At 41.2% G+C, this 23449-nt stretch carries 25 protein-coding genes, 1 tRNA gene and 2 rRNA genes; 16 read left to right on the top strand and 12 right to left on the bottom strand.

The features are described from left to right. Window positions 1–16: 16 nt before the first annotated feature. Both LS71_RS03795 and LS71_RS03790 read right to left on the bottom strand, forming a co-directional pair. Window positions 17–772, bottom strand: coding sequence for an exodeoxyribonuclease III (locus LS71_RS03795; protein WP_034352803.1), 756 nt, complete (start codon window positions 770–772; stop codon window positions 17–19). A gap of 37 nt (window positions 773–809) precedes the next feature. Further along, window positions 810–885, bottom strand: a tRNA-Glu gene (locus tag LS71_RS03790). 128 nt (window positions 886–1013) lie between these two features. On the opposite strand from LS71_RS03790, the gene LS71_RS03785 reads away from it, so the two are divergent. Next, window positions 1014–1631 (top strand): LysE/ArgO family amino acid transporter, encoded by a 618-nt coding sequence (locus tag LS71_RS03785; protein ID WP_238700314.1) that lies wholly within the window; start codon window positions 1014–1016, stop codon window positions 1629–1631. Here the strand turns inward: LS71_RS03785 and LS71_RS03780 are convergent. After that, complete coding sequence (locus LS71_RS03780) at window positions 1600–2670, bottom strand: UDP-N-acetylglucosamine--N-acetylmuramyl-(pentapeptide) pyrophosphoryl-undecaprenol N-acetylglucosamine transferase (RefSeq protein WP_034352800.1); 1071 nt, start codon at window positions 2668–2670, stop codon at window positions 1600–1602. The genes LS71_RS03785 and LS71_RS03780 overlap by 32 nt on opposite strands. Window positions 2671–2894: 224 nt before the next feature. On the opposite strand from LS71_RS03780, the gene gltX reads away from it, so the two are divergent. From gltX to LS71_RS03760, 4 genes are all read left to right on the top strand, one after another. After that, entirely contained in the window at window positions 2895–4295 is a 1401-nt protein-coding gene (gene gltX / locus LS71_RS03775) for a glutamate--tRNA ligase (RefSeq protein ID WP_034352798.1), read from the top strand. A gap of 55 nt (window positions 4296–4350) precedes the next feature. Next, window positions 4351–4560: a TOBE domain-containing protein gene (locus tag LS71_RS03770; RefSeq protein ID WP_034352795.1), complete on the top strand. Its 210-nt coding sequence runs from the start codon at window positions 4351–4353 to the stop codon at window positions 4558–4560. A 6-nt stretch (window positions 4561–4566) separates the two neighbouring features. Next, window positions 4567–5526, top strand: a complete 960-nt coding sequence (locus LS71_RS03765; protein ID WP_034352792.1) for an ankyrin repeat domain-containing protein — start codon at window positions 4567–4569, stop codon at window positions 5524–5526. 122 nt (window positions 5527–5648) lie between these two features. Continuing rightward, window positions 5649–7601, top strand: coding sequence for a methyl-accepting chemotaxis protein (locus tag LS71_RS03760; protein WP_238700312.1), 1953 nt, complete (start codon window positions 5649–5651; stop codon window positions 7599–7601). Between the two features lie 29 nt (window positions 7602–7630). Here LS71_RS03760 and LS71_RS03755 read toward each other — a convergent pair whose 3' ends face one another. The 6 genes from LS71_RS03755 to LS71_RS03730 form a co-directional block, all read right to left on the bottom strand. Further along, entirely contained in the window at window positions 7631–7972 is a 342-nt protein-coding gene (locus LS71_RS03755) for a dihydroneopterin aldolase (RefSeq protein WP_034352789.1), read from the bottom strand. A 34-nt stretch (window positions 7973–8006) separates the two neighbouring features. Further along, window positions 8007–8681, bottom strand: coding sequence for a glycerol-3-phosphate 1-O-acyltransferase PlsY (gene plsY / locus LS71_RS03750; protein WP_194145659.1), 675 nt, complete (start codon window positions 8679–8681; stop codon window positions 8007–8009). A 62-nt stretch (window positions 8682–8743) separates the two neighbouring features. Next, window positions 8744–9076: a rhodanese-like domain-containing protein gene (locus LS71_RS03745; protein WP_034352786.1), complete on the bottom strand. Its 333-nt coding sequence runs from the start codon at window positions 9074–9076 to the stop codon at window positions 8744–8746. 112 nt (window positions 9077–9188) lie between these two features. Next, window positions 9189–10256, bottom strand: coding sequence for a glycosyltransferase (locus tag LS71_RS03740; RefSeq protein ID WP_034352921.1), 1068 nt, complete (start codon window positions 10254–10256; stop codon window positions 9189–9191). Between the two features lie 10 nt (window positions 10257–10266). Further along, the gene (locus LS71_RS03735) at window positions 10267–11388 is read right to left on the bottom strand and encodes a glycosyltransferase family 4 protein (protein ID WP_052057820.1); all 1122 of its coding nucleotides are present in this window, start codon (window positions 11386–11388) and stop codon (window positions 10267–10269) included. Further along, window positions 11363–12799 (bottom strand): O-antigen ligase family protein, encoded by a 1437-nt coding sequence (locus tag LS71_RS03730; protein WP_034352783.1) that lies wholly within the window; start codon window positions 12797–12799, stop codon window positions 11363–11365. The genes LS71_RS03735 and LS71_RS03730 overlap by 26 nt, the downstream gene beginning before the upstream one ends. A 183-nt stretch (window positions 12800–12982) precedes the next feature. On the opposite strand from LS71_RS03730, the gene fabD reads away from it, so the two are divergent. The 5 genes from fabD to LS71_RS03705 are packed head-to-tail and all read left to right on the top strand — an operon-like array spanning window position 12983 to window position 16060. Continuing rightward, window positions 12983–13915: an ACP S-malonyltransferase gene (fabD, locus tag LS71_RS03725; protein WP_034352781.1), complete on the top strand. Its 933-nt coding sequence runs from the start codon at window positions 12983–12985 to the stop codon at window positions 13913–13915. Window positions 13916–13963: 48 nt separating this feature from the next. Further along, window positions 13964–14656, top strand: a complete 693-nt coding sequence (locus LS71_RS03720) for a 5'-methylthioadenosine/adenosylhomocysteine nucleosidase (RefSeq protein ID WP_034352778.1) — start codon at window positions 13964–13966, stop codon at window positions 14654–14656. 15 nt (window positions 14657–14671) lie between these two features. Then, a complete protein-coding gene (locus tag LS71_RS03715) occupies window positions 14672–15190 on the top strand; it encodes a SixA phosphatase family protein (RefSeq protein ID WP_034352775.1) in 519 nt (172 codons plus the stop codon). Further along, window positions 15187–15648 carry a prepilin-type N-terminal cleavage/methylation domain-containing protein gene (locus tag LS71_RS03710; protein ID WP_034352773.1) on the top strand — a complete coding sequence of 154 codons (462 nt, stop codon included), beginning with the start codon at window positions 15187–15189 and terminating at the stop codon, window positions 15646–15648. The genes LS71_RS03715 and LS71_RS03710 overlap by 4 nt, the downstream gene beginning before the upstream one ends. After that, on the top strand, window positions 15635–16060 hold the full coding sequence (locus LS71_RS03705) for a hypothetical protein (protein ID WP_034352770.1): 426 nt from the start codon (window positions 15635–15637) through the stop codon (window positions 16058–16060). The genes LS71_RS03710 and LS71_RS03705 overlap by 14 nt, the downstream gene beginning before the upstream one ends. On the opposite strand, the gene LS71_RS03700 is transcribed toward LS71_RS03705, so the two are convergent. Next, on the bottom strand, window positions 16049–16909 hold the full coding sequence (locus LS71_RS03700; protein WP_034352769.1) for a TIGR02757 family protein: 861 nt from the start codon (window positions 16907–16909) through the stop codon (window positions 16049–16051). The genes LS71_RS03705 and LS71_RS03700 overlap by 12 nt on opposite strands. A gap of 73 nt (window positions 16910–16982) precedes the next feature. Here LS71_RS03700 and LS71_RS03695 point away from each other — a divergent pair, with 73 nt between their 5' ends. The 6 genes from LS71_RS03695 (at window position 16983) to LS71_RS03670 (ending at window position 22352) form a co-directional block, all read left to right on the top strand. Then, window positions 16983–18365: a TolC family protein gene (locus LS71_RS03695; protein WP_034352766.1), complete on the top strand. Its 1383-nt coding sequence runs from the start codon at window positions 16983–16985 to the stop codon at window positions 18363–18365. A gap of 13 nt (window positions 18366–18378) precedes the next feature. Continuing rightward, entirely contained in the window at window positions 18379–19353 is a 975-nt protein-coding gene (locus LS71_RS03690) for an HlyD family secretion protein (RefSeq protein WP_034352764.1), read from the top strand. 128 nt (window positions 19354–19481) lie between these two features. Next, window positions 19482–19670, top strand: coding sequence for a 50S ribosomal protein L28 (gene rpmB / locus LS71_RS03685; protein ID WP_034352761.1), 189 nt, complete (start codon window positions 19482–19484; stop codon window positions 19668–19670). 13 nt (window positions 19671–19683) lie between these two features. Then, window positions 19684–20811 (top strand): potassium channel family protein, encoded by a 1128-nt coding sequence (locus LS71_RS03680; protein WP_034352759.1) that lies wholly within the window; start codon window positions 19684–19686, stop codon window positions 20809–20811. Beyond that, the gene (argJ, locus tag LS71_RS03675) at window positions 20804–22018 is read left to right on the top strand and encodes a bifunctional glutamate N-acetyltransferase/amino-acid acetyltransferase ArgJ (protein ID WP_034352756.1); all 1215 of its coding nucleotides are present in this window, start codon (window positions 20804–20806) and stop codon (window positions 22016–22018) included. Before LS71_RS03680 ends, argJ begins: the two co-directional genes overlap by 8 nt. Window positions 22019–22130: 112 nt before the next feature. Beyond that, on the top strand, window positions 22131–22352 hold the full coding sequence (locus LS71_RS03670) for an HP1242/YdcH family protein (RefSeq protein WP_034352754.1): 222 nt from the start codon (window positions 22131–22133) through the stop codon (window positions 22350–22352). Window positions 22353–22787: 435 nt separating this feature from the next. Here the strand turns inward: LS71_RS03670 and rrf are convergent. Beyond that, a 5S ribosomal RNA gene (gene rrf, locus LS71_RS03665) occupies window positions 22788–22904 on the bottom strand. A 444-nt stretch (window positions 22905–23348) separates the two neighbouring features. Further along, window positions 23349–23449, bottom strand: a 23S ribosomal RNA gene (locus LS71_RS03660); the annotation flags it as partial.

The raw sequence follows: 23449 nt of genomic DNA, 5'->3' as shown, positions 1-23449 counted from the left end.
TTTTATTTTATAGAATCTAGATATCAATTTCTAGCCCCACAGGGCAGTGGTCACTGCCAAAAATATGCGGATAAATCTTGGCATCTTTTAAAAATGGCTGCAAATTCGCAGAGCATAAAAAATAATCAATCCGCCAACCTGTGTTATTCTCCCTTGCCTTGCCCATATAGCTCCACCAACTATATGCACCCTCCAGTGTGGGATAAAAATACCTAAAAGTATCAATAAATCCACTCCCTAAAAGCTCACCCATTTTTCCCCGCTCCTCATCGGTAAAGCCTGCATTCCTGCGATTAGTTTTGGGATTTTTTAAATCAATTTCGTTATGTGCTACATTTAAATCCCCACAAATAATCACAGGCTTATGCTTTGCAAGATTACGCACAAATGCTCTAAAATCATCTTCCCATTGCATACGATACTCTAGTCGCTCTAGCTCCCTTTTGGCATTGGGCGTATAGACATTCACAAGATAGAATCTAGCATATTCTGCGGTGATAATGCGCCCCTCTTTATCATGATGAGTGATGCCCATATCATAGGCGACATTACTAGGAGCTTGCTTGCTTAATACCACTACGCCCGAGTAGCCCTTTTTCTCCGCGCTATTCCAGTAGCTGTGATAGGGCGCGAAGTTAAAATCTGCTTGGCTTTGGTGCATTTTAGATTCTTGAATGCAAAATACATCTGCATTAATTTGTTTAAAAAACTCCATAAAGCCCTTATTCATACACGCGCGCAGCCCATTGACATTCCATGAAATTAATCTCACACATAGTCCTTAAAAATATTTGAATTAATAGTATAGATGGCGACCCTTGAAAGATTTGAACTCTCGTTTCCACCGAGAAAGGGTGGTATCCTTGGCCACTAGATGAAAGGGTCGCTAAAAGTATAGCAGAGTTTATTTAAGATTTGCTACAATGCGCCCTAGCGCTATTTTATAGAATCTAGCCCTTTTGACGCAAGCATTTTTAAGCATATATTTTTAAAGTGGGATTTGGAGATAATAGATGTTTATACCAGATTTTTTGCAAGGATTTCTCATCTCCTTTGGGCTTTTTAGTGCCATAGGCGCGCAAAATGCCTTTGTGATAAAGCAGGCGATTAAAAAAGAGCATACTTTTGCTGTGTGTGCGCTATGCGTGGCGTGCGATGTAGTTTTAATTAGTGTAGGCGTGCTAGGTTTTGGCACACTTTTTTCAGAATCTAGCCTTGCTAGCAAGCTTTTAGCCATTTTGGGCGCGCTATTTTTGGCTTATCTTGGCTACACTTCTTTAAAATCCGCCCTATTTGCAAGCCACGCACTAAATATTAATGTGCAAAAAACGCATTCAACACTAAAACAAACCCTTTATAAAACCCTAGCTATCACGCTTTTAAATCCTCATGTGTATTTAGACACAATTGTATTATTAGGCAGCATTGGCGTGAGTGCGCACACGCAAGCAATATTTTTGTTTGGCTGCATTAGCGCTTCTGTAGCATGGTTTGCACTTCTAGGATTTGGGGCAAATGCACTCTCGCCGCTTTTTAGCTCACAACGCTCATGGCGTATATTGGAGGGCATTGTGGCTTGCGTGATGCTTAGCATTAGCCTTAGTCTTGTGATTTTTGCAATAAAGCATTAATCGCCTCGATAATTTCGCGCGCGCCATTTGGCTGAATTTTACTCATCACAAGGCGGGATTTTTGCGCTAAATGCGTTTGATTGCCCTCTACTTTTTCTAAAAAATCAAAAAAATCTAGCACCGCTGGCACATTGAGCGCAGATTCTCTCATCACTAGCCCTAAGCCCTCATTTGCAAAGGCTAGCGCATTATAATACTGATGGTCTTTTGCCGCATATGGATAAGGCACAAGCACGCCAATAAGCCCATTTGCGCTCATCTCCCATAGGCTTGAAGCCCCTGCACGCGCTATGCAAATATCTGCCCTCTCTATGCGCTGCACGAGATTTTTATCAAAAGCAAACACATCTACTTGCTCCAAAATACCAAGATTTTTATACGCCTCCTTCACACGCCTAAAGTCCCTCTCTCCGCACTGATGAGCAATGCTAATGCCCCTTTGTAATAGCTCTTTGGCTATTTTTAGCGCAAAATCATTTATCCCCTTAGCGCCTTGAGAGCCGCCTAGAAAAAGCACATATCTAATATGCTCCCTCACCCGTGCGTGCGCAAAAAATACATCTCGCACAGGATAAGAAGTGCGAATAAAATGCTTAGATCCTGTATCAAAGCTGCCAAATATGGCTTTAGCAAAGGGCGATAGAATCTCATTGAGTTTGCCTTTAATGGCATTTTGCTCATGGATAAAAAGCGGCACACCACACAAAAGTGCGCCAATGCTCGCTCCACCCGCGCTAAATCCCCCAACGCTAATCACACATTGCGCTTTATGTTGTTTGAGAATCTGGCGCGCAAAGAGAGCGGCTTTAAATTGCTTAAATAATGCCTTAAACTTGCCTAATCCGCGCTTATTTACCACACCTGTAGAATCTAAAAAATAGCATTTTTTAAAAAGCTCACTCCCCTCAAACCACGCTCTATCCTGCCCTATATGCGAGCCAATATAAATGGCTGGTTGATTGATTTTATAGAGCTGCTCGGCTAAAGCCTTTGCTATGGCTAAATGTCCGCCGCTCCCACCTCCTGTGATAACAAACATATCCGCTCCTTTTCTACTCCTTAAAAATTTATATCTAGCGCTTTTAAAAATATAAAATTGTAGTATGAAAGATTTAAGGAGACAAATAGCGCGTTTTAAGCCCACTTTTAAACTTGCTTTTTAACATGCCTTTTTCAAAGACATTTTACAAGCTAATTTATAGAATCTAGATTCTATAATACGCCTTTACTTTTATAGAATCTAGATTATTACAAAGGAAGCTAATGAAAGCAGCACAAAAGCCAATCATCACGCGCTTTGCACCTTCGCCCACAGGTTATTTACACATCGGGGGACTGCGCACGGCGTTATTTAATTATCTCTATGCGCGCGCAAATGGTGGGAAATTCTTACTCCGCATTGAGGATACAGATTTGGCGCGAAACTCTATTGAAGCCACACAAGCCATTTTGGAGGCATTTCAATGGGTGGGATTAGACTATGATGGGGAAGTGGTGTATCAAAGCCAACGCTTTGGGCTTTATAAGCAATACATTCAGCAGCTGCTAGATTCTAAAAAGGCGTATTATTGCTATATGAGTAAGCAAGAGCTTGATGAACTGCGCGCAGAGCAAGAGCGCAATAAACAAACGCCACGCTATGATAATCGCTACCGAGATTTTAGCGGCACGCCACCTCAAAATGTCGCGCCAGTGGTGCGCATAAAAGCCCCGCTTGAGGGAGCTATCACATTTGATGATGGCGTAAAGGGGCATATTAGCATTAATGCCAAAGAATTAGATGACTTTATCATTGCACGCAGCGATGGCAGCCCTACATATAACTTTGTCGTAGCCATTGATGACGCGCTTATGGGCGTTACAGATGTGATACGCGGCGATGACCATTTGAGTAACACGCCCAAGCAAATTATCGTCTATAACGCGCTAGGCTTTGATATCCCTAGATTTTTTCATGTGCCTATGATTTTAAATCCGCAGGGCAAGAAACTAAGCAAGCGCGATGGGGCGATGGGCGTTATGGATTATGAAAAAATGGGCTATTTGAGCGAGGCTTTATTAAATTTCCTTGTAAGACTTGGCTGGAGCTATGGCGATAAGGAGATTTTCTCCATGCGAGAAATGCTTGCACTTTTTGACCCTAACGCGCTTAATAGCTCGCCTAGCGCATATAATGAGGATAAACTCCTATGGCTTAATCAGCATTATATAAAGCAAACTGATAATGCTGCGCTTGAAGTGCTTTTAAGCGCATTTGGCGCACCAAAATTAAGTGAGAAATCGCGCCAGATTCTATATCCTGCGCTTAAAGAGCGGTGCAATACGCTTGTAAATTTTACTCAAAGCTTGCAAGAAGTGTTAAATCCTCCAACAACCTATGATGAAAAAATGCGCGCTAAGCTAGATAGCACTGCTTTGCAATCTTTGGGAGCATTGTATGAAACACTATCTATCCAGACAAAAGCATGGGAGGGCGTAGCAGATATAGAATCTTATCTGCATGATTTTGCGAGCCAAAAGCAGATAAAAATAGGCAAGCTTATGCCCACTTTGCGTTGTGCGCTTTTAGGCAAAAGCGGGGGGATTGGCGTGTGCGAAGTGCTAATAGCCTTAGGCAAAGAGCAGAGTTTGGAGAGGATTAAAGCCTTTATAAGCCATATTTGACATATTCATACAAAAACTAGATAATGCAAGCCCACACACTTGTAAGGAGAGGACTATGAAAATTAGTGCGAGAAATCAGCTTAAAGGCAAGATTGTATCCATTGAAAAAGGCTCTGTAAATGCGATTGTAAAAATAGACATTGGCGGAGGGAATATCATCTCTTCTACCATTTCTTTAGAATCTATAAACGAGCTTAAGCTTGAAGTGGGCAAGTCTGCTTATGCTATCATCAAAGCAACTTCGGTCATGGTGGGTGTGGAGTAGGCAAATATGCTTAAAGTTTGTATGCTTGCGAGCATATATGTGTGCTGCTGCTTTGGTGGGGGATTGTTCTATCAAATAAAGGATAATCCTCCAAGCATTGAGGAGAGCTTGCAAGCATATCTCACCCTAGATTGTAAAAACATTAAAACCCTCAAAGGCATCACCCCACATTCCCATTACAAAGGCAAACAAGCCATTTTACAATGTCAAAAAGAGCAGAAATTTTTAAAGGCTATTTTTGAAGATGACGCGCCCACTTATACACAAATGATACAAAATAATGAGCGTAGCAAGTATTTTTTATACTACACCACGCATACCCCGCGCCTTGAAATCACGCCGCTTATGGTAGCTATCATAGCTAATGCCCCGCGCGTGTTTGAGCTTATCTTAGCAGATTCTATAAAGTTAGATGTATTCACTATAGAATCTAGCGCGCAGTACGATATTAATCGCGTTATTAGTGATGAATACACCGCGCTTGGGGCATTTAGCCTACATGATAAAGTCTATGATACAAATGGCGTAAGCGCGCTTGATTTAAGTGCAATGTATCATCGCTATGAGATGTTTGCTAAAATATTACAAAAAGGTGCAGAGTATTTGCATACCAAACACCCGCAAAATAGCGGTATTGTAACCTTTGGCGATGGGCGCATTTTGGACACAATGCTAGCCTTTAATGAATCTTTTCTCTCTACCTTTGCGGGTGGGCATATTTTACATTATGCCGCACGCAATGGGAATGTGGAGCTAGTAGAATACCTTATTGTAGATAAGAAAATGCCTATAGATATGCTAAAAGCAGGTGAAACGCCACTTGATGCGGCATTAAATGCGAGAAATTTTCAGCATATACCTCAAATTGCAGTCGCGCTTAAACTCATTGAGCTTGGTGCAAAGCCTAGTGAAGCCAACCAACGCCGCCTCAATAAGCTTATGAAACCCTCACAAAAAGAGGAATAAATCCTTACATTTTACATTTTCTCCCCTCAATTTACTTTTTTCTTACATAACTAGTCATCATTTTTTAAGTGCCTTCATAAAAATGATGCTCCAAAATTTAAAGAAAATCTTAAGGAGCATGAATGTTAAAGAAAATGTTAATAGGCGTTATAGGCATTTTGATTGTATGTTTTTTGATTTTTGGGGGCGTGGAGTATTATAAGCAACGCACGATGTTTATAAATAATAGTATTGAGCGCAATGCGACGCGTATAGATATTGTTATGGCGTATGTGGATAATCTAGTCAATGCACAACTCTCCTTTGCGCAAAATATTGCTAATGATTTAACCTCGCACCCAGAATATAACCTCATCTCATATCTGCGCAATGCGGGTGTGATTTCAAATGTGTTGCAAATTTCTGTGGCGTATGCTGATGATGGGCTAACCTTTGTATCCGCGCAAAGCGAGGGCTATAAGGTGAGATTTGCTAAAACAAAAGAGGGGAAAAATTATGATGCAAGAGATTCTATATGGTTTAAAAATGCCCTGCAAAGTGGTAAAGCAGGCAATACCGAGCCTTATGTAGATTCTGTAAGTGGGGAGAATATCATCACATTTTTTGCCCCTATGCATAATGAAAGTGGCAATATTAGCGGTGTAGTAGCGATTAATTTAAAGCTAAGCGATTTTGGTGAAAAAATTAAAGTGCTGCGTGGCAAAGCGCGTGATATTGTGATTTTAAAAGATGTGTTTTACATTCACCCCATTGAAAGCTTTGTGATGAATAGCACAGGCAAAGATGTGCTGCATTCCTTGCAAGCGGCTAAAGAGCGCAATGCTGGCGAAGCATTTAGCTTTTATCGCGCAGGGGAGAGTGATAAAAAGCATGGGATTTGTCGTGTTAATTCGCTTGAGTGGAAAATATGCGTAGTGAGCAGCGAAAATGAATACAAGCCCTTTTTAGTTAGTCTCTTTTTAGGGAATTTAATGTGGTTTGTGGGGATTATTATTTGTGCGAGTCTAGGTGTGGCATTTGTCGTGCGCTATAATCTTAAACCGCTAGCGATTATAGAATCTAACCTATCAGCCTTTTTTAAATTCCTAAGTTTCCGCTCGCCTAATCCTCCAGAGGCTATGCACATTGTGAGTAATGATGAAATAGGCAAAATGAGCTATAAGATTAATCGCGAGATTACAGATACGCTGCAGGCTAGAGAGGAGGAAAAAGAGCTTTTAAATGGCATTAATAACCTCATCGCTCAAGCCAAGCAAGGGCGCTTTGGTATGCAGCTAGAGCTTACAAGCCATAATCCAAATTTATTAGAAATTATCCATTCTTTGAATGCTATGAGCGAGCTTTTGGGCAAGAATATTTCACCAGAACTCTCGCGCATAACTTCTGTGCTAGAATTTGTGCAAAATGATGACTACTCACGCCAGATTGAAAATCCAATCGGTATAGAGTGCGGTATTAACTTAACTATTGCACAGTTTGCCAAAATGCTTGCCTCAAATGATGTGCTAGCCAAAGAATTAGGCACGCAAGCACATACTCTTGATGAGAATGTCTCAAAGCTGCACGATAGCTCTATTTCTCAAGCTACAAGCGTAGAGGATACAGCAAAGTCTATTGAGGGCATTACAGAATCTATTAGCGGCATTGCGCAAAAATCTAAAGATGTAAGCTCACAGGCTGAAGAGATTAAAAACATTGTAGAGATGATTAAGGCTATCGCGGAGCAAACTAACCTACTAGCGCTCAATGCCGCTATTGAAGCCGCGCGCGCAGGCGAGCATGGGCGAGGTTTTGCAGTGGTAGCAGATGAAGTGCGAAAACTCGCAGAAAATACACAAAAATCACTTGGCGAGATTGAAAGCAATACAAATATACTCACACAAGGCATTGCGGATATGACAAGCCTCATAGATGAGCAAAATATTGGCATTGCAAAAGTGAATGAAAATATCTCTCTTATTTCTCAAGCCACACAAGGCAATGTGCATATTGCTGATGATACACAAGAAGTAAGTAAAAAAATCTTTGCTATTGTGCAAGATATTTTAAGCCAATTAGAGAAAAAGAAATTTTAATGGCACTTTTGCTTTAAGATGCGCTTACTCTAAAATATTTTTTCTATGCTTGCGCCCACAACATAGGGAGATAGAATCTGGGGCTTTTTAATGCAAATATAAAGCCCCTTGATATGTGGGAATGCTGCTTTTAGCGCGCTTGAGAGCTGAAGTAGGGCAGATTCTATAAGCTCATAGGCATTAAGCTGTATGTGATGAATGATAAACTCACAAATCTCCACATAGTTTAAAAACGCGCCATTAGGCAAATACGCATAATCTAAGCGCGCCTCAATAAGAATACTCTGGGGAGTCTGCCGCTCAGATTCCAAAATGCCCATAATAGCCTCAAAGCTAAGATTTTCAATGTGTAGCGTGATAATTTCACTCATTGTATGACTATTGCCTTTATTTTTAAGCGCTAAGTTATAGCACCTTGCTTTCTTGCCCGCTAAAAAGTCGCTTGATATTTGGGATATGCGTATAGAGGATAATAATGCCTATAAGCACCACAGGCGTGTGCGTGTGGATTTGCTCGATGATAGATATGCTTTTGGGCAATGGCAGCACATAAGGCACAACAAAAGTAAGCGCAATACCGCTTAGCACGCCTACAAGCGAGGAAATAGATGAAATCTTAAATACCTTGCCCACAATCCCCCACACCACTAATCCGCACACGCCCTCCACCGGGATAAGTAATAGCACAGAGCCAATCGCTGTAGCCACACCCTTGCCGCCCTTAAATCCTAAATATGGGCTATAGCAATGCCCTAAAATTGCCAAAAGCGCGATAGTCCATTGCGTTTCAAAGCTTAAGCCCACTATCTTTGCGAGTGCTACGACTATTAAGCCCTTTATCGCATCAAGTATGATAGTAAGCAGCGAGAAAAGCTTTGCCTTTTTCTCATCTTTATCTTTTATCGCGCGATAAACATTTGTCGCGCCAATGCTACCCGAGCCTACTTCTCTAATATCCACTTTATATACAAGCTTTACCAAAAGCCACCCAAAAGGAATCCCTCCAAACAAAAAAGCAATAATGTAAAAAATGATATTAATATTACTCAATACAGAAAGCATATCCGCCAAAACACTCATAATTATCCTTTAATCGCACCTTATGGCACAAAATCTTAAGCGCACATTATAGCATATTTGCATTATGGGCTAATAAGCTCCACTTTTGCGCCCTCAAGCGTGCTAAAATCATCATCATAAAAATACACATTTCCTAGTCCCTCCTGCACAAGCTCTGTGCCTAGAATACTTGCTGTATGCCCAGAATAGCACACTAGCACGCATTTATCCTGTGGGTGGGTTTTAATAAAAGCATAGACATCATAGGGATTATTGAGTTGGTGGGAATGCTTAATATGGCGTGCGGCGTAGTCTTCAGGATAGCGAATATCAATAATACAATAACTCTCATCTAAATCTTTTGCATACACAGGCGTGGCTAGGCTTAGATTGTTTTTGCCTTTTAGTTCTTGCATATTTGCTCCTTTAATATCATCTCTTGCATTATCTTAACATCTTGTGCGCTAGATTCTATATCAAAATATAGAATCTAGTTTTAATAGTTGCGTGAAACTGCGCGCTTTAGCGTCAATTTGTGGAATGTGCGTGCTTGCAAAGTCTAGCAAATACGTTCTCGCACCAAAGGCGAATGCGTTTAGGGTAGCCATAGATTCTAGGATATTTGTAGCAAAAGTAATATTTGCCGCGCATATAAGGCACATACGCGTCTAAATCTCGCTGTGTGAAGCCCACTTCCGCGCGGTAGCCCACAAACTGCAAAGCGCGCAATAACTCTTTAGTAAAATGCACTAGCATTCGCTCACAATAGCCGCAAATGGCTTCATCATCGCTACTTTGGCGCATTTTTCTAAAAAATTCCAAAGTAAAAAAATAACTATACGCCTCCTTAATGTATCGCTGCGCGTCTTTGTGTGCGCGCATTATGGAGTTGGGTGTTAGGACATAATTATAAAAATGCGCCTCATCAATATAAATGCTTTGCGCTTTAAGCGTAACTTCCGTGCAAAAAGCAATATCCTCAAAAATAATATGCGGGATAAATGCAAAATTATGCGCAAAAAAATAGCTAGATTCTATAATAAACGCCCATGTCGTAGCGATTGGCGCATTATTAGCTTTGGCAATGCTACTTGCATTATAAAGCCCTTTCAAATAAGGAGCAAACACCCGATACCCAAATGGCACAATCTTATCATCTTCCGCACTGCGCGCGGTGATTTTGCTCTCCACCAGCACTTGTATCCTATGCCCTTTAAGCCTATCATGCAATATCCTAAGCCCATTTTGCTCCAAATAATCATCACAATCTAGAAAAACTATATAGTTATGATATTCTTGCGGGGGGGGGGGCGAAGTATAAGTATCGCCACAAAGCGTATCATTATAAAGTATTTCGCGCACACGCTTTAATCCACTATTGCGTGCTACGCTTGAGCCTCCATTAGCCTGTGAAATAACTTCAAATCGCTCATCTGTTTGCGCATAAATTTTAGCAATCTCTAAGCTTTCATCACTGCTACCATCATTTACTAAAATAGCCCTAAAATGCGCATAACTCTGCGCCAATATAGAATCTAAACACCTATGCAAGTAATGCTGTGCGTTAAAAATAGGCACAATAATAAAAAATCTCATGCGCTCCCCCTTATGTGCTTTGCCCTCTATGCTCTCCACTTGCTTCTCCATTTGCCTTATTTTGCTCGCCTCTTAATAGCCGCTCCCACAAAGGCATAATCGCCTCTTTGCTAAAATGCGCCTTTATGCGTGCTTTGGCATGCGCACCCATTGTGGCGCGCTTATTTTCATCATTCATAAGTGCTAAAAGCGCTCTTGCATAGGCTTCTAAGTCATTATCTGCGACTAAAACCCCGCTTATATTAGATTCTATAATATCGCTAGGACCCGTTGGCACATCAAAGGCAATGCAAGGCAGTCCATAGCTACTCGCCTCTACAAGCACCATGGGAAAGCCCTCAGAATGGCTAGTCATTACATAAATACTCGCACTCATATAAACAGATTCCATATCTTTTGTAAAAGGCTTCATAATTACAGAATCTTGGAGATTATACTGCGCGATTTTGCCTCTCATTTGCGCTTCTAGCTCGCCCCCACCCACAATACACAAATGCCAATTATGCTGCTCATACTTGCACACTGCTGCCCATATATCAATAAGGCGCAAAAAGCCCTTTTCACTGCTCAGACGCCCCGCAGAAACAATCATCTTTTTACTCATATCCGCGCATTGTGTGGGAATAGTGGGGATAAAGTTAGGAATGACCACAATATGCTTATGAAATCGCTGCCAGATGTGCAATTCACTCGTTGAAAGCGCAATAAGCGTATCAAAATACCTATTGCGCGAGATGTAGCGTGTAAAATTAGTATGCAAAATCCGATAGTAGCGCACATTTTTACGCTTTAAAAATGGCGTGAAAGTAAAGCAATTAGCAATCACTGCATCAATGTCCTTAAAATGCGCCCATATTTTGAGATTAAGGATAAATTTATAAAAATTTTTATAGTAGATTTTAAAAAGAAAGGAGCGCTTAGCGCGATTTTGCAAAATAGATTCTGAAAAGTCATTCCAAATATGCAGCTTTACGCGCGAATCTAGCATATAGGGCAGATTATCGCTTGCCTTATAAAAACTTAAGATAATCACCTCAAAGCCACGCTCACAAAGTGCATTGGCAAGATTCACGCATACGCGCTCTGCTCCGCCAGTAATACTTATATCACCGATAGTTAAGACAATCTTCACGCCACATCACCCCACACATAAATCCATAATAGATAAAAATACTTTGCATAATGCCACTATAAATACCATCAAATAAGCACTGCACGCATAATCCACATACAAAAATACACAAACTCAAAGCCCAAAATCCCATTGCGCCACTTTGATTATCATTTGCCACCCTAATGCGCCTTTGCGCGCTTATGAGTAAAAATATTTGAAATGCTATAATTGCCATAAATCCCACCAATCCATAGCAAAAAAGCAAGCTTAAAGGAAAATTGTGAATATGCACATAGCCAAAATCATTATTATCGGTTGTCTTTTTAAACCTAAAGCCCGCGATATAGGAACGATTTAGCGTATCATTTTGTGCATGATAGCGCGCTAAATACTCTCCTACCAGAAATACTCCCACAACATGCGGTTTTAAAGGATTGTCAAGCCAAGCAAGCCAAGTGGATTTTGCCATAGCTATGCGTGAAAGCGAACTATGCTCCCACGAAATGTCACTTTTCCCACGCTCTAAGCTTTGATTCGCGCAAATAAGCCATTTTTGCTTGGCAAAGCAATTTGCATCATACTGCCCCATTTCCGCAGGCGGCGTATTCCACACGATAAGAAAATTATCCACCATATGAGCAAAATTATAGCGCTCTGGCAAGCTCTTAGAAATATGATAAAAGCTACTTAAAAACACTGCGCCCACCACAAGCGCGCTGCAAATGATGGCAAACTTATGGCGATAATGCCATGCAAAAAATGGCACAAAAATCATCACCACAAAAGCTACCAAAAAGCTACGCTCGCTATTTGTAAGCATTGCACATAGTGTGAGTAGCACACCCAACACACTTAAAAGCTTATAGATTCTGTTTTTAAAAGCAAAAATGCCCGCTAAACTCATCGCCATAGGAGCAAGCAACCAAATATTATACATGATAATACCACGATGAAAAAATGGCACATATCCACCTTTTAACAAGCCCTTTTTAAGCCCTAAATAATCCATAGCAAGCACTTGCACAATACAAACAAGCACAAAAAATATAAGCAAAATTTTGACATTTCTTGCCTTAGCGTGTAGCGCATACAAAAAAAGCATGCTAAAAAGCACAAAATGCCCAATGATATTCTGATTTATGGATTTTAAAATAATGGAGAATTTATGCTCCCACACATCATCAAAGGCAGTAAGTAATGCGCAGACAAGCACCACCCCAAAGCAAATAATAGGCACAAGCAGCACGCGCAAAGTGTATTTATTAAAAGCCTTGTAATGAAAGATAATAAAAATAAGTCCGCCTATGTGAAAAAGTGACTGCGTTCGAATGGAGCGCGTGAATTGTGAAAGCCCTATGGAGTAAAAGAGCAGCCCTAAGCAAAATAGTATAAGCGTTATTTCCTCATTGTATTTTTTAAGAACACCCATTCTGCTCCTTTAATTTTTAAAAATGCGCGCTTGCTTAAGCACGCCTATGGCAAAGGGACGCATTGTAGCATAAGTTATACAATGTGTTTAAATATATTTTCAAACGCCTTTATGTAAAAAATAAAGCAAAGTAGTGATAGAATCTAGCCCTTAAATGTTAATCACCACACCAAAAGGATTATGATGAAATACGCATTTATTTTCCCCGGGCAAGGCTCACAAAGCGTAGGTATGGGCAAGGAGTTTTATGATAATTTTGCCCTTGCAAAAGAGCTATTTGAGCAAGCAAGCGATACGCTTAATATGGATATGAAAGCCCTATTATTTACAGAAAATGACAAACTTAACCTCACCCAATACACGCAAAGCGCGATTTTCCTTGTGAGTGCGATTGCTCATAGCGTGTTTCAAAGCGAATATCCGCTTATGCCCAGCATTGCTATGGGGCATTCACTAGGCGAGGTAAGCGCAGTAAGTTTAAGCGATGGTATGAGCTTTGAAGTAGCTTTAAAAGTCATACAAAAGCGCGGTGAGCTTATGGCACAGGCATGCGAGGGCAAAGACGCAGGTATGATGGTCGTAGTGGGCTTAGATGATAAGACGCTAGAGACTTTCTGCACAAACGCGCGGAGTGAGGGCAAAAATATATGGTGTGCTAACTACAATGGCGATGGGCAAATCGTGCTAGCAGGGCGCAAAAGCGATTTGAGTGAGTGTGAATCTGCCATAAAAGCACTTGGAGCAAAGCGCGCTTTGCTTTTGCCTATGTCGGTAGCAAGCCACTGCCCTATGCTAGATTCTATACAAAAGCCTTTCACAGAGCTTTTAGAGCAATCACTCAATAGCGGCCTCAATACGCCTATTCTATCAAACGCCACGCTTGAGGTGTATAACACAAAGCCAAAGGCTGCAGAACTGCTAGGCAAGCAGCTTACACAACCTGTGCTGTATAAACAATCCATTTTAAAACTTAATGAGCATGTAGATGGCTTTATTGAATTTGGCAATGGCAGTGTGCTACGCGGCTTAAACAAACGCCTAAGCGAACACCCCACTTGGAATGTAAGCAATCTCACAAGCCTAAAAGAATGCCTGGAGGGCATACGACAAGATTAATATAAAGCGCGGCGTAAGGGCGCAAATCACTATAAAAAAGGAGCAAATATGACACTAGGCATTATTGGAGCAATGGTAGAGGAGATTACGCCGCTGCTAGAGCGATTTGGAGACTATGAGACAAAGCAAGTGGGCGGCAATAATTATTATGAGATTAAAAAGGGCAAACATAGAATCTATGTGGCATATAGCAAGATTGGCAAAGTGCATGCCGCACTCACTGCTAGCACGATGATTTTACACTTTGGCTGTGAGAAAATCATCTTTAGCGGCGTGGCTGGGGGATTAAGCACGGATTTGAAAGTGGGCGATTTGGTGCTAGGGACAAAGCTTTGCCAATATGATGTGGATATTACTGCCTTTGGACACCCGCTAGGCTTTATCCCCGAAAGCAAGGTATTTATAGAATCTGATAGCGCGCTTAATGCCGTAGCTAGCGACATTGCAAAGGCTCAAGGGATAAAATTAAAGCAAGGCATTATCGCTTCTGGTGATGCGTTTATTGCCGATAGTGCAAAAAAGCAATGGATTATCACGCACTTTGGCGCCGATGCTGTGGAAATGGAGGGCGCAGCGGTGGCTGTGGTATGTGATTTACTCAAGGTGCCTTTTTGTATCTTGCGCTCAATTAGCGATAGCGCCGATGGCAGCGCAGATGTGAGCTTTGATGAATTTTTAGAAAGCTCCGCAAAGCGAAGTGCGGATTTTGTCATAATGATGTGTGAGCAGATTCTCAAATAAACTTAAAGGATAACTATGAAAACAATCACGCTCCTGCGCCACGCAGATACCATAAGCCGCGAGGAATACCGCTTAAAAAACAAAACAGATAAAAGCGATATTTTTCGCCCACTAAGCAAGCTAGGCAAAGCCCAAAGCAAGCTTTTGGCACGCTTTATCATACAGCATCTTAATATCGATATGGTATTTTGCTCGCCTGCTAAGCGCACACAACAAACTTTTAAGCCGCTAAGCAAATATATCCCTACAGATTCTATAATGCTTTGCGATGAGATTGCCCCTGATTGCGGACTGGATGGATATATGAAACTCACGCAAACAAAGGCATTTCAAAAGGCTTCAAATGTGCTTATCATCGGTCATCAACCTGATTTAAAAAGCTTTGCTACTTATCTTTGCCCTTCATTTCGCGCACTAGTGCCAAAGGGTGTTTTGATGCGCTTTATTATTAATCCTAGCGCGCAAACGCTAGAGAGTGAGGGCATTATTGATTTTATCTTGCCGCCCTTTATGCTTGAAGATTTTAAAAAATGAGGCATTTTAAGCGTAAAAGGGCTGCATTTAGTATGATGGAGCTGGTGTTTGTCATTATTATTTTGGGGATTTTAGCCGCTATTGCTATTCCGCGCCTTTCCTTAACGCGCGGAGATGCGCAGCTTATTGCGGTTGAAAATGATATTTTAAGCGCGCTTAATGCCATTCAACGAGAAGTCTTTAGCCAAAATATTGAGCCTAGTAGCCTTAGTGGCGCAAAAATGCTTGATTTAGCAGGGCTTAGCCCATCGCGCTGGGTAGCGCAAAATAATGGCATAAGGCTTGCCAAAAATGGCGCGATTGACACGCAAAATGATTGCATAAATTTCACACAAGAAAATGGCAATCTTGTATTTTTTGTGCAGCAAAAAGCAGATTCCACACTCTGTGAAAAACTCCTAAAAAGACATCAAACGCGCAGGATTGTGCCACTTAGCACCTCAAATGCTATCTTTTAAAAGAGCAGCTTTAAGCAGCGTTGAGCTAGTGTGCGCCATTATTATTTTTGCTATTGTTGCAAGCGTTGGTGTGCGCTATATGGGCTATATAGGACATAAGCAGTGCTTAAATGAGCTTAAAAGCAGGCTTATAAGCACTCAAAGTGCGCTTAGTGCGTATTATGCGCAGCGTTTTTTGCAAGCAGATTCTATAGATACGACAAAGGCTTATGTAATTCTTTCACGCTTAGAGCAAAATAATCGCGCTAAATGCGCCTTTTATGTGCATAGCGGCTCTATTATGGCGATTGTAGATTCTAAAAATTTGCAATTTGTGCTTGAGCCTGCCTCGCTTGTGATAAATCCTAAAATCTCATGCCTGCTTAAAGAGGCGCTATGCAAAGATTTCACCGATAGAATCTTAGATAAATGAAGTAATATCCACTTTCCCCTGCCCTATACGATAAAGTGCAAAATCATACGCCACGGGGTCGTGTGGGCGCAAAAATGCTAGCGTATCTGTGGCTTGCAGGGCACTTTGCAAATCATAACTTTTGCGCGCTAAAATCTTAAGCTTTGAGCAAAGGGCAAAAGTGTGCGTATCTAGCGGCAAGATTAAATCTGCAGGCGAGATATGCTCCTGCCAGCAGCCTACATCTAGCTCATCTTTGCGCACAAGCCAGCGCAGCAGCATTGCCCAACGCTTGAGCGCAGAGGCATTACGCGGGGGATTGCCGCAGGCGCGCAGTATCTCATAGTGTGAAGTGCCAAGCGCAAAGGATAGCCCTTGCGTTAAAACAATGCCACGCTTTTGCGCGATAGTGAGCATAGATTCTATACAAGCATAAATGCCATAAATAAGGCGTGCATGGGATTTGTTGCCACTTCTATTCCATAATGTTAAGCTTTTTGGTGGGTGTTTATAGTGGTATAAAAAGAGGCGCTCTAATCCGCCATTTTCGAGCATTGCGGCAATAATTTCAAAAAGGGCTTTTATATCTGCGCGTGTTTGAAAGCGATAATATGAAAAGTCCTGCACATCGCGCTTTGATAGCGTATCTATGGATTGCAAAAGTGAGAAGTCGAAGCCTTGCAGCAAATGCACAATGGCTTTAGCATTCCCATAAGATAAAAGCGCGCAAAGCAGCGCAATCTCCGCAAAATACGAGCTATGCGTATAGAATCTAGCCACATAAAGCGGGTCTGGCTTAGTAGCTTGCAGCTCATCTATGGTGTTTTTTAGGCTATATTGCTCATCAAGTAGCGCCTTTAGCTTGCGCATAGCAGTCCTTAAAGTAATATTGATATTTATTAAGTTAAAATAATAGGCTTTGATTTTAGCATAAAGGTGAATAATGAAAAGGTGGATTTGCTCGCTCATATGCGCACTTATGGCTATTTTAAGCGCGCTACAAGCGGAGTATTTGGATATAGAATCTGCTTACAAACAAATTTTACTCTATAATGATGGTTTAAAATCCACGCAAAGTGCTGTAGATAAGCAAGAAAAGCTAGATAGCGCGACAAAAATGATTTATCTACCGCAAATCTCGCTTGATGGCGTATATGTGCGCCTGCAAGAGCCTATGAATGCGCATTTGTTTAATAATGCCCAGCTTGCCGCATTGGGAGGCTCGCCCGCACTTGCGCCTTTAGCGCCGCTGCTTAGTCATCTCGCCCAGCCCATTACGCTGCAAGATAATAATATCATCTTTGGCGCGCTTAATATCGTCTATCCCATTTTCACAGGCGGGCGCAAGTATTTTGCTAATAAATTATCTAAAATCGCGCTCCAAGATGCTTTTATAGCCCTTAAACTCAAAGAGCTAAGCCTCTTTGAAGATTGTGTGAGGCTTTACTATGGCGTGGTGTTAAGCAATCAGATTCTATCCACGCTCACTAGCGCGAATGCGGGACATTTAACCCATTATCAAAATGCGCTTAAACTACAAGAAAAAGGGCAAATCGCGCGCATAGAAGCGCTGCAAGCGCAAGTGAATTATGATAAATCAAGCATTGATGTGCAAAAAGCAGATAATAACCTTAAAATCGCTTCTTTAGCGCTCAATGCCATACTTAATAGAGAATCTCACACCACGCTTGAACTTACGCAAAGTATTGATATTAAGCAAGATAAAGCCTTGCAGCCTTTGGAACACTACACCAATAAGGCGCTTGAGATTTATCCTGCGCTGCAGCTTATGGATAATAAGATTAAAGCCGCTAATGAGCTAACTAATATCGAGTTTGCCTCGTTTTTGCCTGAAGTGGCGCTATTTGGGAGCTATATGTTTCATGATAATAGCTCTTTGCTTGATAAGGCTATGCCCAATTGGTATGCGGGTGTGGGCGCTCGGTGGTCGCTACTTAGCCCAAATGGTAGAATTCAAAAATATCAAGCGAGCAAGATTGCCACTATTGAAGCGCAATTTGCCACCGCTCAAGCAAGAAAAGATTTAAAAACACTATGTGAAAAGACTTATAGTGAAGTGCAGGCGTATAAAACGCAGTATTTTAGCCTAAGCTCCTCTATTGAGTTAGCAGAGGAAAATCTTAAATTGCGCCAAAAGGCATTTTCTCAAGGGTTAGGCACGACAACAGAAGTAAGCGATGCGCAAAATGCGCTCTCTTTAGCCATTATCGAGCGTCAAAGCATTGCGTATAATTACGCGCTTGCATTAGCTAGGCTGCTAGCTTTGAGCGATGAGATTGAGCAATTTTATGCTTTTTTTAATTGATAAGGAGTGAGTTATGAAAATAAATGCCAAACTAATAGCCCTTATTGTGATTGTGCTAGCGTTTTTGCTATGGCTTGTTATAAGCTTTGTGCGCGCCTATGAGCCAAAGGAGAATAGAATCTACGCTCAAGTGCAGGCGCGAGAATACGCCATTAGCTCCAAAGTCGCAGGGAGGGTTGAAAATATCTTTGTCAAAAAGGGCGATATGCTTAAAAAGGGCGATTTGGTATATAGCATAGATTCTCCAGAGTTGCGCGCGAAGCTTGAGCAGGCTAAGGCAGGCTATGAGGCTGCAAAGGCGCTAAGCAGTGAAACAAAGCAGGGCGCTAGAGTTGAGACTATCCAATCGGCAAAAGATGTATGGCAGGGCGCAAAAACTATGGCAAATCTAGCCAAAAGCACTTATGAGCGTATAGAGTCTTTATATAAAGATGGTGTAGTAAGCCAACAAAGGCGTGATGAGGCTTATGCAAATTTCACTACAGCAAAGCATAATGAAAATGTCGCCTACCAGCAATATAAGCTTGCTCTTGATGGCGCAAGTCATGAAACCAAAATCGCCGCGCAGGCAAAAGAGGACGCTGCAGCAGGGCAAGTAGATGAAGTAGAGAGCTATGCTAAAGACACGCAAGCCATAGCGCCAGCAAATGGCGAGGTGAGCAATGTGCTTTTGCATGAAGGTGAGCTAGCTCCTAGCGGCTTTCCAGTGGCTTTAATGGTGGATATGAATGATGCGTGGATTACTTTCCATTTGCCAGAATATCGCCTGAAAGATTTCCCAAAGGGCAAGGTTTTCAAGGCATTTATTCCAGCTCTTGAGAGAGAGGCAGAGTTTAGAGTGGAATTTACTTCTGTTATGGGAGATTTTGCCACTTGGCGCGCTACGAGTGCTTCTAAAGGCTATGATGTAAGGACATTTGAGGTAGAAGCCTATCCTACTACACATATTAATGACTTACGCGTGGGCATGAGCGTGCTGATAGATTAGATGATGCGTAGATTCTGTATTTATAGAATCTACGCACGCTTGGGGGAGTGGGGATTAGCAAGGCTTAAGGTTTAGCCTATAATTTTGTGCTATAATCGCGGATTTACTTTCATTTTAAAGGTTGTATAATGGCAAGAAAATGTTTTTTTACGGGCAAGGGTGCTATGGTTGGCAATAATGTAAGTCACGCGAATAATAAAACAAAAAAGCGCTCACTTCCTAATTTGCGCAATGTTAAACTTAAACTTGAAGATGGCACAAGCATTCGCGTTAAAGTGGCTGCTTCGACTTTGCGCACGATGAAAAAATACTCTTAAATTTATTTTCATCTTGTTTGCAAGACTTAAAAAGCTTCTTCATTGGGGGAATACGCCAAAGCCAGATTTCTCCCTATCGGGCGAGCTGTATGAACAGCTAAAGCCCTTTAGACTTCCGCTTATTATCATTCAGTTTTTTCTGCTTTTTGGCACTTTGGGGTATTTGATATTAGAGGATTATGACTTGGTGCAAGCCTTTTTTCAAACCTCCTACACTTTCACCAATACCGGCTTTGGCTCATTAAAAGAAAAGGATTTTAGCACTATCACTATTCTTTTTACGGCTTTGCTTATGGTGTGTGGAGCCGGAGCTGTAACATTTAGCGTGGCATTTATTATGAGCGTGGTGAATAATGGCACGCTTATTAGACTACTTAAGGAGCAAAAAATGATATATAAAGTGGCGCGTTTGCAAAATCACTATGTAATTTGCTATCACAATGAATTTACTATCGAGTTAGCTGGGCAGTTTTTAGAATCTCACATTCCTTTTGTGGTGATTGACAATGCTCCAGATTTTGAAAAGCAAGCACAAAAATACAAATACCCCTACTACATTATCGATAATCCCCACACGCACATTGCTATGCTAAAATCGCATTTATCAAGTGCAAGAGGGATTGTGAGCTTTTCAAAAAATCCAGCGGATAATATCACTATGGTGGTGAGCGCGCGGCTTTTTGAGGAGGAGCTAGGACGCAAGCCCTATTACATTATCGCTAATGCCAACTCGCAAGAGGAGAGCGATAAGCTCAAAAAGCTAGGTTGTGATTCTGTAATCTCTGCTTCTAAACTTATGGCGCAGAGAATTTCAGCTATGGCGGTGCGCCCTGATATGGAAAATCTGCTTGAGCGGTTTTTGTATCGGCGCGATACGCCACTTGATTTAGAGGAAATTATCGTCCCACGCTACTCGTGGCTTGTGCTAAAAAAGCTCAAAGAAGCGCATTTTCGCGATGTGACTAATATTTCTGTGGTGGGGCTTACGCAAAAAGATGGCACATATATCACGATGCCAAATGGCAACACTATCATTTCAAGCGAGTGCAAGCTGCTTGTGATTGGTGCGAGTGAAAATATCCGCGCTACAAAGCGTTTGATTATGAAAAAGCAAAAGCCAAGGGAGGTGGATTATGTTTGAGATTATTCCCATAAAGGGCGGCATTAATGCTGTGCAAGGATTCTATGCTGATGGCGTGGCTGCTGGGCTTAAAGCCCCGCTTGCAAATGGCGAGCCTTCCCTTGATGTCGCGTTCTTGTATAGCCAAGATTTAGTAATACCTTTTGTGCTTTTCACACAAAATCGCTTTGAAGCCGCACCAATCACACACTTTAAGACATATCTAGCAAATAAACCAACCAATTTTGTGCTCATTAACACTAAAAACGCTAACGCGATGACAGGCAAAAGGGGATTGCAAGATGTGTGTGAGATTTTAGAGGCGCTAAAGCATACTTTTAGCTTTGTCCAAAATCCCATTATGTCAAGCACAGGCGTGATAGGGCAGTATTTGCCTAAAGAGAAAATTATTGCTTCATTTGCGCATTTTAAGCCCTTTGAGCGGCGTGAGGACGCGCATTTGCGAGCGGCCAATGCCATACGCACTACAGATAAATTTATAAAAGAAATCGCCATCAAAGTGCAGCTAGATTCTGGCGAGAGCTTTACTATCGGGGCTATGGCTAAGGGTGCAGGAATGATACAGCCTAGCCTTGCAACTATGCTATGCTTTATTACCACAGATGCACAAGTGCCAGCAGAGCAAGGACAGGCAATCCTACAAGAATGCGCGCAGGCAAGCTTTAATGCCATTAGTGTAGATGGGGATACAAGCACAAATGATTCTGTATTTTTATTTGCTAATGGGCGCAGCAAGGCTTATCACGCGGAGGCTTTCAAGGAGGCTTTGAGTATGGTTATGCACAAGCTTGCCCTTGATATTTTGCGCGATGGCGAGGGTTCAAGCAAAGTAGTAGCCTTTGAAGTGCGCGGCGCAAAGGATAAAGCACAAGCCATGCGCGCGGCTAAAGCCCTTAGCAATTCACTTTTGGTAAAAACTGCGCTCTTTGGCGGCGACCCAAATTGGGGGCGCATAGCCTCCACAATCGGTGCGAGTGGTGTAGATTCTGTGCAGGAGCAATTGTGCATTGCATTTGATGATGTGGTGGTGTTTGACAAAGGAGAAATTTGCTTTGATGAGGCACAAGAGGCGCGTGCGGCAGACATTATGAAAAAAGATAGCTTTAAAATTACCTGTGATTTGGGTGTGGGAGATGCGCAATATGTGGCTTATGGCTGCGATTTGGGCTATGAATATGTCAAAATCAATGCAGATTACAGGAGTTAGTGCTTATTTTGCATGCTTTTGGCACATAAAGGCGACATTTTGTGCGCAAAAATAGTGCTATTATCAAAAATATCCTACAATAAAGGCTCATTTTATTTCACAAGGAGAGGCTATGTTTCATGAGTATCGAGATGAGGTTACTGCTCTCAAGACGCACAACGCGCATTTTGCAAAGATTTTTGAGGAGCATAATGAGCTTGATGATAGGATTAAAAAAATTGAAGATGGGGAAGAGGTGATGAGCGATATGGAACTGGAGGTGCTAAAAAAGCAAAAGCTACGGCTCAAAGATGAAGCCTATGCGATGATTTTGGAATATCGCAAATCGCATTAGATTCTATATCTCCACTCCTTGCTTGCCTAAATCCTATGCGGCACAGGGGTGATAAAACAGCAAAATAAGCGATACAGAATCTGCAGATGCTAGGCCTGTGAGGTTCTAAGATTTTTGTATAGAATCTGGCCTAGATTCTTAATCTACTTAAGATTCAATGACTATAAATCCTACAAAATCCTGCCTTAAAATCCTAAAGAGTAGCGAGAGTTTTTGAGAAAAAATTTTGTTTGTGGTAAATGAGTGCGGTTGAAAATATGCAATCTAGATTCTGTATTATGATTTTAATGATTTTATTTTGTGGAATGTTGTTTATGGTCTAAAATGTTTTTGTTTTGTAATTTTGTGCGTTTTTGTAAGTCGTAATTTTACTTTTTGTAGTTTTGTGATTTTGTTTTGTAATTTGCAGTTTGTAGAAAAAAGTAATTTTCCCTATCCTTGCATTCACCTACATTTCCACACTTGAAAAGTGCAGTATCATCGGCTGATAGAAGCTTAACTGCTAGGTTCGGAATGGAGCTAGGTGTGTCCTACTATCATATAAACACAAAGAAAAAGGGAAATAAAAGCAAACAAAAATGCGTTGTCTCGCACTCGTCTTAAACTTAATTTTTAGAATCTAAGTTTGGATTCTATAATTTTAGAATCTTGTAGAATCTAGATTCTATATTTTAGATTCTATCTTTGCTCTTATTTCCATTTTTGCTTTGTCTCTTTTTGCTTTTTTGGTTGGTTTACAGAATCTTGTTTTTAGATTCTATAAATCATAAAGTTCTAAAGAGAAAGTATTGTTAATAGTCTTAGTAATTTTAATTTAACTTATAATTACGCTTTTATAGAATCTAAATGCGTTTTTAGATGCTTCGCCTTTTGCTACGCAAAAAGCTCAGCATGACGAAACACACGCTTACTTGCATAAGCACAAATGCTAAAATAGATTCCATTCCACACTTACTTCATTGAATCTAAATACACTCAATAAGGCAGTATCGCTTAATAAAAAAGCCAAGCGGTCTATTAGTAGTAGTCAGCTAAACATATTACTATGCTTACACATCTACCCTATCAAGCAGCTAGTCTTGCTGCGACCTTCAGGG

Origin of the sequence: Helicobacter jaachi (assembly GCF_000763135.2) — a bacterium.
GTDB classification, from domain to species: Bacteria; Campylobacterota; Campylobacteria; order Campylobacterales; family Helicobacteraceae; genus Helicobacter_C; species Helicobacter_C jaachi.
This window is presented reverse-complemented; position numbering and strand designations above follow the sequence as displayed.